The sequence below is a fragment of the Collinsella sp. AM38-1BH genome (assembly GCF_003467545.1).
Classification (GTDB): Bacteria; Actinomycetota; Coriobacteriia; order Coriobacteriales; family Coriobacteriaceae; genus Collinsella.
Genome location: NZ_QSHC01000011.1, coordinates 40749 through 48239, shown reverse-complemented (window position 1 = coordinate 48239; position 7491 = coordinate 40749). Strand labels below are relative to the sequence as shown.

The 7491-nt window shown below is 60.6% G+C and carries 6 protein-coding genes; 1 reads left to right on the top strand and 5 read right to left on the bottom strand.

The genetic code is table 11. The features are described from left to right. Window positions 1-139: 139 nt before the first annotated feature. Together DW870_RS06035 and DW870_RS06030 are read right to left on the bottom strand one after the other, a co-directional pair. Window positions 140-1192, bottom strand: a complete 1053-nt coding sequence (locus DW870_RS06035; protein ID WP_035138743.1) for a branched-chain amino acid aminotransferase — start codon at window positions 1190-1192, stop codon at window positions 140-142. Window positions 1193-1481: 289 nt separating this feature from the next. Then, window positions 1482-2129 carry a DedA family protein gene (locus tag DW870_RS06030; RefSeq protein WP_117848562.1) on the bottom strand — a complete coding sequence of 216 codons (648 nt, stop codon included), beginning with the start codon at window positions 2127-2129 and terminating at the stop codon, window positions 1482-1484. Between the two features lie 223 nt (window positions 2130-2352). Between DW870_RS06030 and cysE the strand changes: the two genes are divergently transcribed. After that, window positions 2353-3057 carry a serine O-acetyltransferase gene (cysE, locus tag DW870_RS06025; RefSeq protein ID WP_035138740.1) on the top strand — a complete coding sequence of 235 codons (705 nt, stop codon included), beginning with the start codon at window positions 2353-2355 and terminating at the stop codon, window positions 3055-3057. Between the two features lie 110 nt (window positions 3058-3167). Here cysE and DW870_RS06020 read toward each other — a convergent pair whose 3' ends face one another. From DW870_RS06020 to DW870_RS06010, 3 genes are read right to left on the bottom strand one after another with little or no spacing between them, the layout of a single operon-like run. Beyond that, a complete protein-coding gene (locus DW870_RS06020; protein ID WP_117848563.1) occupies window positions 3168-5183 on the bottom strand; it encodes an ABC transporter ATP-binding protein in 2016 nt (671 codons plus the stop codon). A gap of 1 nt (window position 5184) precedes the next feature. Next, window positions 5185-6909: an ABC transporter ATP-binding protein gene (locus DW870_RS06015; RefSeq protein ID WP_117848564.1), complete on the bottom strand. Its 1725-nt coding sequence runs from the start codon at window positions 6907-6909 to the stop codon at window positions 5185-5187. Further along, entirely contained in the window at window positions 6909-7409 is a 501-nt protein-coding gene (locus DW870_RS06010) for a MarR family winged helix-turn-helix transcriptional regulator (protein ID WP_117848565.1), read from the bottom strand. The genes DW870_RS06015 and DW870_RS06010 overlap by 1 nt, the downstream gene beginning before the upstream one ends. Between the last annotated feature and the right edge of the window lie 82 nt (window positions 7410-7491).

Sequence of the window (7491 nt, the reverse complement as noted above, 5' to 3'; positions counted from 1 at the left end):
CCCCCCCCCCCCCCCCCCCCCGGCGCACTCCGCAGGACGCAAGAAGCCCTCGCCGCACGAAGTGCGCAGCGAGGGCTTCTTGCATGTCCGAGGACGCGCCGGGGGGGAACTTGCTCTCTGCCCGGATAGGTAAGACAGCTTACGCGACGGTGTAAACCCAGTTGTGCTTATCCTCGACAGCACCAGACTGGATACCAGTCAGGGTCTCGCGGAGCTTCTTCATCACAGGGCCAATCTCGGTGTAGCCAGCCGGGAAGGTCACAGTCTCGTCGGCGCCGTAAACCTTGTTGTCGATCTCGCCAACCGGGGAGATGACGGCAGCGGTGCCGCACAGGCCGCACTCCACAAAGGTGCCGGCCTTGACCTCGGCCCACTCGACGGGACGCTGGTCAACGGTCATGCCCAGGTCCTGAGCAACCTGAACGAGCGAACGACGGGTGATAGAGGGCAGGATGGAGTCAGTGTGCGACTGCGGAACGACGAGCGTGCCGTCCTCCTTCACGAACAGGACGTTGGCACCGCCGGTCTCCTCGACATAGGTGCGGGACTCGGAGTCGAGATACAGGTTCTCGGCATAGCCCTCGCGGTGAGCCTCCATCGTGGGCTTGAGGGACATGGCGTAGTTCAGGCCGGCCTTGATGTTGCCGGTGCCGTGCGGCGCGGCGCGGTCGTACTCGGAAACGCGCAGTTTAACGGGCTTGAGGCCACCCTTAAAGTACGGACCGACCGGGGTCACGAGAATGCGGAACGTGTACTCAGGAGCGGGAGCCACGCCGATCACGTCACCGGAGCCGATCATAAACGGACGCACGTACAGGGTCGCGCCGGAACCGAAGGGCGGAACCCAGGCGGCGTTGGCAGAAACGACCTGCTTGACGGCCTCAACGAACTTGTCCTTGGGGAACGGGGGCATCTCGAGGCGCTGCGCAGAGTTGTACATACGCTCGGCGTTCATATCGGGGCGGAAGCAGACGATGCTGCCGTCCTCGGCGGTGTAGGCCTTCAGGCCCTCAAAGACCTCCTGGCAGTAATGGAAGATGCCGCCGCACTCGGAGACATGCAGGGTGTGGTCGGTGGTCAGGCCGCCTTCGTCCCACTCGCCGTCCTTCCAATGGGCCTCGTAGCTGTAATCGGTCTTCATGTAGCCAAAGCCGAGGCTACCCCAATCGATATCCTTCTTCTCGACAGTCATATGTCGCTCCTTACATACACAGTTGCAAACTCGCGAACCCGCACGCAAGGACCGAGGCCGGCCGCGTCGCAACGTCGCACGCCCGGAGCGTAGAGCCGGACGGGACACGCGAACAGCGCCAAAGCCGATGGCACGTCGATTCGCATGCACGAGATTGTACTCCCCGTACGCGTCTGATAAAACGCTTTTCTTTAACTAAGTAAAGTATTTTCATTTGACCGAAGCTGAAGAGGCCCGCCACCGTAAACGGGGACGGGCCTCAACTGCACGGTTTGCGCGTTGGCTCGAGCTATGCGTTCTTTTTGCCCAGCTTAGCCTTGACCAGACCGACCACGGTCGGGATGATCGACACGGCAACGATGCCAACGATTAGCAGCTCAAAGTGCTCCTGTACAAAGGGAATGCCACCAAAGAAGTAGCCCAGCAGTGTAAAGAGCGTTGACCAGGTAATGCCACCCAGCACGTTAAAGATGACAAAGTTGCGCCAGTGCATGCCGCCCATACCGGCAATAAAGGGCACAAAGGTGCGGATAAACGGGAAGAAGCGACCCAGGAAGATGGCCAGGTGGCCCCACTTGTCCAAGAAATCCTCGGACTTTTTGATGCGCTCGGGCGTCATAGCCTTGACCTTGCCCGAAGCGATGATCTTTTTGCCAAAGAAGTGACCGATCATAAAGTTGCACTGATCGCCCAAAATGGCAGCGGCCCATGCGGTGGCCAGAAGCGCCACAATGTTAAAGCCGCCATTGTGGGCAAAGAAACCCGAGGCGAACAGCAGCGAATCACCGGGAAGGAACGGGAAGAACACCACGCCCGTCTCGATAAAGATGATCAGGAACACGCAGCCGTAGGCCATAAGCGGGCCGGCGGCGATCCAGCTGGCGATCGCGGTGCGCGGGTCCTTAAGCAGCTCGGCAATAAAATTGATGAAACCCATGAAGTAAAACCTCTCAGTTGTGGGCGCGGATACGTCCAAGTTGACCAGTATACGGTTGCGGTGCCCCCTCGTGCGCAACCCCACAAAAGCATGACTCCATTACCAGCAAGTTTGCATAACTGACACCTGTCGCGCAATGCCGCCAAGATTGTCCTTCCTAATCCCTAGCGAATCGCTATACTTTATTGAATCGCATTGCCATGGCGCTAAGGGAGGGCGGCCGGTGAGCTTTATCAATACCATTCGCGAGGACATCAAGACCGTCCAAGCGCAGGACCCCGCCGCGCAAAACGGTCTGGTCATCTTCCTTTCCTATCCTGGCCTGCACGCCAAGTGGAACCACGTGCCCGAGCACTGGCTGTGGGAGCATGGACATCGCTCGCTCGCCCGCGTGCTCTCGCAAATCACCCGCCACATCACCGGCGTCGAGATTCACCCCGCGGCACAGATCGGCAAGCATTTCTTTATCGACCACGCCATGGGCGTCGTCATCGGCGAGACCACCATTGTGGGCGACAACTGTGTGCTCTACCAGGGCGTCACGCTCGGCGGCACCGGCAACGAGACCGGCAAGCGTCACCCCACCCTGGGCAACAATGTCACGGTGGGCACGGGCGCCAAGGTGCTCGGCAACATCCGCATCGGCAACAACGTCAAGATCGGCGGCAACTCGGTCGTCGTTAAGGACGTCCCCGACAACTGCACCGTCGTGGGCGTGCCGGGACGCATCATCAAGCGCAACGGCTGCCGTGTGTTCGAGGAGAGTTTCGACGCCAAGCAGCATCGCGAGTACATGCCCGATGACGCCGCCGAGCAGTCCGCCCTCAACCGCCAGGGCATCACCGAGAATGCCCGCCGCGTCAAGGAACTCGAGCGAGAGGTGGCCGAGCTCAAGGCCCTCGTCGCCAAGCTCGTGGACGAACGCTAGGAACGCAAGCGGCACAAAACGACATCGGCATCAACGCAAAGGCGCGCCAGGGAATTCACCCCCGGCGCGCCTTATTTGTGATGTGGCAAAGAGACTGTCCCTTTGTCACATTATGCGAACTGGCTCAGATAGAGGTCGGCGTAGGCACCCTCGGCTGCGAGCAGCTCCTTATGCGTGCCCTGCTCGATGATGTTGCCGTGGTCCATGACCAAGATCAGGTCGGCGTCCACGATCGTCGACAGGCGATGCGCGATCACAAAGCTGGTGCGCCCGCGCATGAGCGCGTCCATGGCGCGGCCGATGGCAAGCTCGGTGCGCGTGTCCACGCTTGAGGTCGCCTCGTCCAGGATGAGAATCGCCGGGTTATTGAGCAGCACGCGTGCGATGGTCAGCAGCTGACGCTGGCCCTGGCTGATGCTCTCGGCATCGTTGGCCACGCGCGTGTCGTAGCCCTGCGGCATGGTGCGCACAAAGAAGTCGACCTGCGCGGCACGAGCGGCCGCGACAATCTCCTCGCGCGTCGCCTCGGGGCAGCCGTAGGCGATGTTTTCGGCAATCGTGCCATCGAACAGCCAGGCGTCCTGCAGCACCATGCCAAACTGCTGCCGTAGCTCGCCGCGGTCCATGCGGCTCGTATCCACGCCGTCGAGCGTAATACGCCCGCCGTCAATCTCGTAGAAGCGCATGAGCAGGTTGATGAGCGTCGTCTTGCCTGCGCCCGTGGTTCCCACCACGGCAATCTTCTGGCCCGGCTCGGCGGTAAACGACACGTCGCGCATGAGCGGCTTGTCGGGCGCGTAGCCAAAGCGCACATGCTCAAAGGCGACGTGGCCCTCCACCTTGCCCGGCAGCTTGGCGGCGACCGCCGGCAACGGATCGGCTTCCATCTCGGACTCGTCGAGCAGGTCGAACACGCGCTCCGCGCTTGCCAGCGCGCTCTGCAGCGAGTTAAAGGTAAACGACAGCTGCGTCATGGGCTCGGATGCCTCGTAGATAAACTGGAAGAACGCCTGGAACACGCCGACGGTCATATGTCCGGCAACCAACATGCTGCAGCCCACAAGCGCAATCACGATTTGCGCCAAACGGCCGATAAAGCGCACCGCAGGGCCGACGGCATTGATCATAAAGTCGGCCTTGGTGCTCACGCGCGCCAGCTCCTTCGAAGCCTCGTGCACCTCGGCAGAGCTCTGGCGCTCGCGGTTGAACGCACGGATTACCAGACGGCCCGAGTAGCCTTCCTCGACCGCGCTCGTAATCTTGGACACCCACTCCTGGCGCTCGCCCGTCACATCGTGCGTGCGGCGCGAAACGACCTTCGTCACCAGCAGCGAAAGCGCCGTAAAGAACAAAAAGACGAGCGTGAGCGGCACGCTAAACACGAACATCACGCTCACGGCACCCACCACGGTACCGATCGACACCAGAAGCTGCAGCAAGCCGCGCTGCATGCTCTCGGACATCTTGTCCAAGTCGTTGGTCGCACGGCTGACGACCTCACCGGGACGATGTGCGTCAAAAAAGGCAAGCGGCAGACGGTTGAGCTTTTGTGCGATGCGGTTGCGTAGGCGCAGGTTGAGGCGCTCGGCAACGCTCGACATCAAAAAGCTCTGGAGTGCGTAGAACGAGGCGGCGGCCGTCCAAATCATAAAGTAGATGAAGATGGTCCTGCCGCAGTTCTCCCAGGTGATGCTGAAGGTGGTATCGTTGGCAAACGCCACCTGAATGTGGCCCCACAGCTCATCGATCACACGGGCGCTATATGCCGGCGCAGCGGTGTTAAAGATGGCATAGAACACAATGCTCGCGAACACGATATAGAAGCGCCAATGGTCGCCGGCAGCCTCGCTCCACAGGCGGCGCACCGTCGCCCAGGTGTCGCGGGGTTTCTCGTCCTCGTCCTCGTCGTCCACATCGCGCATGCGCTCTGCCTCAGCGCGGGCGCGCTCGTCCTCGGCGCGCTCGTTTTCCTCGTAGAGCGCTTGGCGGCGAGCCTCGCGCTCGGCTGCAGCCTTGGCGGCGTCATCCAGCTCGGTCGACATGGCAGCCCGCTCGACCGCTTCCTCGGCAGCGTCCGCAGCGGCGGCATCGACAAGGCCGCCCTGCTTCTTGAGCTCCTCGGTCATGCTACTCACCTCCCTTCATCTGCGATTCCGCGATGGCGCGGTACACCTCGCAGGTTTCCATAAGCTCGCCATGCGTGCCCAAGCCCACAACCTCGCCATCCTTGAGCACGACAATCTGGTCGGCATGCAGAATCGTCGAGATGCGCTGCGCGATGATGAGCACCGCGGCATCGCGCGTCTCGTCTTGCAATGCATGGCGCAGGGCCGCATCGGTCTTAAAGTCCAGGGCCGAAAAACTGTCATCGAAGATGTACAAATCGGCCTGCTTCATGAGCGCGCGAGCAATGGCCAGGCGCTGGCGCTGGCCGCCCGAAAAGTTCGTACCGCCCTGGGCAACCGGGGTATCGAGCCCCTGCGGTTGGTCGAGTACAAAGGTGCTCTGGGCAACCTCAAGCGCGTGAAGCATGTCGCCCTCGGTCGCGCCTTCGTTACCAAAGCGAAGGTTGCTCGCTACCGTGCCCGAGAACAGCCACGCCTTCTGCGGCACATAGGCAATGCGCCCGCGGATTTCGTCTTGCGTAAGCTCGCGCAGGTCCACACCATTCAGGCGAATGGAGCCCTTGGTGGCATCGTGGAAGCGCAGCAGAAGCTTTGCCACCGTCGATTTGCCCGAGCCTGTCGAGCCAACGATCGCAGTCGTCTGACCGCGACGGCAGGCAAAGCTCAGGTCGCACAGGGTGTCCTCGTCGGCATCGTCAAAGCGAAACGACATGTGGTCGAACACGGCCACCGCATCGGCTTCGTCTTGGGGCTCGCGCGCCCCGTCATCCAGCGTGCGCTCGCCATCGACGATGCTCGGCTCAATCTCCAACACCTGCTGCGCACGGTTCAGGCACGCGGCAGCACGCGGAAGCGTCAGCACCACCATCTGGGCCATCATCACAAAGAACAGGATCAGAATTGCATACTCCAGCACCGCCGAGATACTCGCAATCTGCATGGCGTGGGCGCCTACGCGGTTGCCGCCCACCCACAGCACCGCCACCTCGGCGATGTTCATCAAAAAGAAGCTTGAGCTGTCGAGGCCCACAAACAGGTGGTTGACTTTGATGGCGTTGGCGGCGTATTCGCTAAACACCTCGTCCAGACGCCGTTCCTCGTGGCGCTCCTTGTTAAACGCACGGATGACGCGCACGCCCACAATATTCTCGCGCAGCACCACGTTCATGCGGTCGATAAAGCCCTGTAGGCGCATAAAAATCGGCGCCGCGTTGGCAACCGTAAAGACCGCCGCCACCAGCACAATCGCAACGACTACGCCCAGAAGCGTGCCCATGGCGGGATCGATAAACCAGGCGAAGATGATGCCCGCCACAGCCAAAAACGGCACGGGCAGCACCAGCTGAATCGTCTGCAGAATCGCCTGCTGAATCACGTTGATGTCGTTGAGCGAGCGCGTGATCATCGATCCGGTGCCAAAGCGCTCAAAATCGCTGGCCGCGAGCTCGAGCGATTTGTCGTACACGGCATTGCGAATATCGCAAGCCACGTTGGCGGCCAGGCGCGCCGAAAGATAGCAGCCCAGCACCGTGCCGCCGCTAGCCATGCTGGTTGCGATAAACATGTATAGGCCGTTGCGTAAAATGTAGTCGACATCGCCCGTGGTAATACCGGTGTTGACCATGTTCGCCAGCATCGTGGGAACCAACAGCGTACCGACGTTATCCACCAGCAGCACCAGCAGCGTCACTGCGACAAGCCCTCGATATGGCTTTAGAAACCTCATTAACAGTCGCACGACTCCCCCTCACCTTGATTCTCGGCTTGGCTCTCGGCAGCGATATGCTGCTTAAAGGCATCGCACTCATCGCCGAGCACCTGAGAGAATTTGCCGATCAAGCGCATAATCTCGCGCTGCTCACATGGCTCAAGCGCGCCAAAGGCTCGCTGTTCGGCCTTGAGTGCCGGCAACGCATAACGCTCGGCAAATCGCCTGCCCTCTTCGGTCAGGCTCACAACCTTGCTCTTACGACTGCCTTCGGCAAACTCCAACGTTGCGAAGCCCCGCGCCGTCAAGGTTTTAATTGCCGAGTTGATGGTCTGCTTGCTGTAGAACCATTCGCTTGTCAGACGGCTTACGGCAATACTGCCGCCCGCCGTGCTGGTGTCGACGAGCATCCAATAGGCGCAGTCCGAAAGGCCGCAGGCGCGCGAGAACTCCGAATAGATATGGTCGAGTCCATTGAGCAACCGATCGAAGTCGACCAGCGTAACCGCACTATTCATCTATCCCACCATTCGATTGTCCGATTTTTGACCAATTTTGTGTCTCTAGATTAGTCCGAGTTTTGACTATCGTCAACAGGCT